The following is a 3,593-nucleotide window of genomic DNA, read 5'->3' on the forward strand; positions in this document are numbered from 1 at the left end:
ATGTTTTTCCCATCCCTGGGAATTGGACTAGGGATAAATAACCATTGCGCTAATCGGCATGTTTTTTTCCCATCCCTGGAGTTGGACTAGGGATAAATAACCATTGCGCTAATCACTATGTTTTTTTCCCATCCCTGGGAGTTGGACTAGGGATAAATAACCATTGCGCTAATCGGCATGTTTTTTTTCATACCTGGGAGTTGGACTAGGGATAAATAACCATTGCGCTAATCGGCATGTTTTTTTCCACCGATCGCGTGGTGGTGAAATATAGCAGGTCTGTTGCTTGATGTAATCTGTAGCCGAATAGTCCCAACCGAGCTTGCACCTTTGAGGTAAAAAATTCGTTACCTCACCCATATGAGAACTGCTATATGCAAAATAATTTGCAGGTTTTCACTCGTGAACTCGTTTAACTCGTTCCCCCCTGGGGGGAACGTCCCTCCAGAGCTACCGCCTCCCCCCCAATAAATAAATGTGCTTGCATAATTTGCCCCCTTGCTTATGCGCCACATTTTAATTTAGATTAATGCGAAAAATTGAGATAAAAAATAATGGGCAACGGCGATTAAGGGTTGACCATTATATCCTGTCCTCATAAATAGGTTTTAAAAAAATTAGTCTGCGTCGGCGGACTATAGCGCTGTCGCGACCCGGCTACGCGCTTGGCGCAAGTTCGGCGCGATTTCAATCCCCCGCATGAAGCTGGCATTTGAACTGATTTAGAAAGAGTTGGCCAAGGGTAGGTTAAGGGGAATTGCGTTGTAACTGTTCGAGTTCCTTGAGGTAAACTTCTCCCAATTCTTGTCCGGCGATCGGAATGCTTTGATAGGTGACTTGACCCTTGAGGATGATTTCATCTCCCGGGGAAGGGAGGGGTTGTTCGCTGACGATCCAAATGCTACCGGTATCATCCCGGAGGAGGTAAGCGCCAGTACCGAGAAAAGGGGCTTTATTTTCCACATTACCTTTCAGGTAAACCGTGGAGTAATTCTGCCAATTTTGTTTGATGTCGCCGATATGCGTCACCCCCATCCTCGACTGAACCAAACTGTTACAGCCGATGAGTCCACCGAGGATGAGGGATAAGGCGGTAATTTTAAAGGGTTGAAAAGAAGCTACAGGTATCATATTAAGGGCGATCGTAGAAGAAACAGATCTGGACAAATGCGGGGCGATCGCTATTCACGAGAAAAATCCTTTCCCATCCGGAAAATCCGGTATGAAGTCGATAGAGATGTCACCCCGCGTCAAATCAGTGGTCGAGAGAGGGTTTCTGGGAGCAAACGAAGCGATCGCAGGGGACAAGTATAAGCAGACACACAATTGCAGCATGAATGCCCGTCGAGAAATCAATTGCAACTCGCCACCGGAGACGCGATCGAACATCACCGACGTGGCGAGAGAGATTGCTGGATGTGCCCTTAGTGTAGCGTAGTTCCCAGAAAGGAGAAAGCGATCGCCCAGGGCGTTGAACTTTTCCGGTGGACAAATTAATCAGCTTCCGGGTCTTTAGGGGAATAGTGTTACAATTTTTTTTTAAGAAAAAGACACCGCGCTGGCGGCCTTCGAGCTTGTCCAGCGAGAACCAATCGTCTGCCGATCGCTATTGAGGAACACTTTAGAGAGGTTATCGTGACCGAGACTATCAACTGCGCTGAAGCCTGCGTCAATGGCTGCGTATTGGGAGACAAATGTCCCAACCGCGAATATGCAGCACAAACCTCCCAATTTATCAGCGAAACGTCATTAGATCGAATGCTAGAGATGGCGGATGAAGCCGTCAGAAAGAAACGGATGCAGCCCCCGCAGTGGGTGATTCCCGATTTTCCCGAATAATAGAAGTTGCGATAAAAGAGCGATCGCGCGTTGGGGAACAGTGCCTAGCGGCGATCGCTCCTGCACGATCGCCCCTACAGGCCGCGTTTTTTCGATCCCCTCCCCTTCGTTGCGGAGGGCTGAGAAACAATATCGTTAAAATTGAATTAACTTGCTGCATAGGGGAAATATCGCCCCTACAGAAAGCTTGCCAAGCACGCAGAAGTGCCCTGATGGCGAGAATCGAGGCAAAACATCACCTGCGCCAGGAAAGCAGCCTCCAGCGCCTCCCGTGGGCAATTTGTCCCCTTTCCAGGGAGAGAAGCGCAACGGAGGCCAAATCCTCCCATCACCCAGGAGAGAGTCCGGGCCGTGGGGGAGACTAGAGCGCCCCTGGGGTGGATCCGTCCATGTCAGCAGTGAACGAGTCCGGGTCAGTCGTCTTAACAAAACTTAACCAATAACTTCAGCATCCGGGAGAGAGACGGTGCGGGAGGCGAGGGAATGGAATCGTCCGAGTGCTCGTGTGGGCAAGGGATTGAGAGAATCCGAGACTGAATGGGCAGCACCACAGAAGCGATCGCGATCGTCAATTTGATGAAGTTTTTTAAAGCTAAGGCAGAATTCTGAGACTAGAGACCCGCTCCGTGCTTAGAATATGACGTGAAGTTCTTTTACTGATTTTCAGATAGAGAGGAAAAAAGTATGGCCAATTCCAGAGACATGGAAATGGTGAAGCCCTATAACGAAGATCCGTTTACGGGTCATCTCGCCACTCCAATCAGCGCATCAGGGTTTACCAAAGCCTTCGTCAACAACTTGCCCATCTACCGCAAAGGGCTATCGCCCATCCTGCGCGGAATTGAAATTGGCATGGCCCACGGGTATTTCCTGATCGGACCTTGGATAAAACTCGGTCCCCTGCGCGATTATCCCGAGGCCGCCAATCTCGGCGGATTAGTGTCCGCCCTGGCATTGATTTTGATTGCCACCGGCTGCATGTCTGCTTATGGCATTGTCTCGTTCCAAGACAGTGGCGACGCCGCCAGCGAAAATCCCCAAGCCCCCGACTCCTTGAAAACCGCAGAAGGCTGGAGCCAACTGACCGCAGGTTTCTTCGTCGGTGCAATGGGTGGCGCATTTGTTGCGTACTTCCTGCTGGAAAACTTTGCCGGCGTGGATGCCATTTTCCGAGGATTGGTCAACAACTAGAGCCAACGCTTCGAGATAGACTCAGCGGGGGCGATTTCGCGAAAAAATCGCTCCAGCCGTTGGATTCTGGTGCCTTTCTTTGTATTCGATTCAGGCGTGCGATCGCGGGAATGAATAGTGGCTGATTGTAAAGCAACTGATTTTAACAGATCCGCGATCGCCGATCCGCGAACCCAAGAGTGCCGCTGAAAACCAACCCGGGCTACAATGGTGCTCATACAGTGTAAAACCCACTTGAAATAGGAGAAATTTGACATGACAGGAGCATATGCAGCTTCTTACCTGCCCTGGATTTTGATTCCCGTCGTTTGCTGGCTGATGCCCCCCGTGGTGATGGGTTTGCTGTTCATCTATATAGAAAGCGAGTAGTAAGCCCTGTAGCGATCGCCGGCATCGAAAGTCCAGAGGATGCTCGATGCCGGCGATCGCCACCTCAATATCCCATAAAAAATCCCCCGCCAAAAAGCGGGGGATTTTTTATCGCTGAATCAGGCAGTTAGAGCCTCATCAACCGAACTTACTCGCCGTAGAGGCAATCAAGAACGCCGCATAAGTCAGCACAT

At 50.1% G+C, this 3,593-nt stretch carries 5 protein-coding genes; 4 read left to right on the top strand and 1 reads right to left on the bottom strand.

The window, feature by feature from the left end; all coding sequences use genetic code 11:
• Positions 1-747 precede the first annotated feature (747 nt).
• Positions 748-1,131, bottom strand: coding sequence for a hypothetical protein (locus LKK83_RS03395; RefSeq protein WP_324629439.1), 384 nt, complete (start codon positions 1,129-1,131; stop codon positions 748-750).
• A 91-nt stretch (positions 1,132-1,222) separates the two neighbouring features.
• On the opposite strand from LKK83_RS03395, the gene LKK83_RS03400 reads away from it, so the two are divergent.
• The 4 genes from LKK83_RS03400 to LKK83_RS03415 all read left to right on the top strand — a co-directional run bounded on the left by LKK83_RS03400 (position 1,223) and on the right by LKK83_RS03415 (position 3,399).
• Complete coding sequence (locus tag LKK83_RS03400; protein WP_324629440.1) at positions 1,223-1,438, top strand: hypothetical protein; 216 nt, start codon at positions 1,223-1,225, stop codon at positions 1,436-1,438.
• A gap of 197 nt (positions 1,439-1,635) precedes the next feature.
• A complete protein-coding gene (locus LKK83_RS03405) occupies positions 1,636-1,839 on the top strand; it encodes a hypothetical protein (RefSeq protein ID WP_442957274.1) in 204 nt (67 codons plus the stop codon).
• A 684-nt stretch (positions 1,840-2,523) separates the two neighbouring features.
• Positions 2,524-3,030: a photosystem I reaction center protein subunit XI gene (locus LKK83_RS03410; protein WP_324629441.1), complete on the top strand. Its 507-nt coding sequence runs from the start codon at positions 2,524-2,526 to the stop codon at positions 3,028-3,030.
• A gap of 255 nt (positions 3,031-3,285) precedes the next feature.
• Positions 3,286-3,399: a photosystem I reaction center subunit VIII gene (locus LKK83_RS03415; protein ID WP_324629442.1), complete on the top strand. Its 114-nt coding sequence runs from the start codon at positions 3,286-3,288 to the stop codon at positions 3,397-3,399.
• The last annotated feature ends 194 nt before the right edge of the window (positions 3,400-3,593 follow it).

This window comes from Phormidium sp. CCY1219, from assembly GCF_035615515.1.
Lineage (GTDB): Bacteria > Cyanobacteriota > Cyanobacteriia > Cyanobacteriales > Laspinemataceae > CCY1219.

Coding starts and splice junctions, on each gene's coding strand:
- LKK83_RS03415 (WP_324629442.1), top strand. CDS start 3,286: ATGACAGGAGCATATGCAGCTTCTTACCTGCCCTGGATTTTGATTCCC.
- LKK83_RS03410 (WP_324629441.1), top strand. CDS start 2,524: ATGGCCAATTCCAGAGACATGGAAATGGTGAAGCCCTATAACGAAGAT.
- LKK83_RS03395 (WP_324629439.1), bottom strand. CDS start 1,131: ATGATACCTGTAGCTTCTTTTCAACCCTTTAAAATTACCGCCTTATCC.
- LKK83_RS03400 (WP_324629440.1), top strand. CDS start 1,223: ATGAAGTCGATAGAGATGTCACCCCGCGTCAAATCAGTGGTCGAGAGA.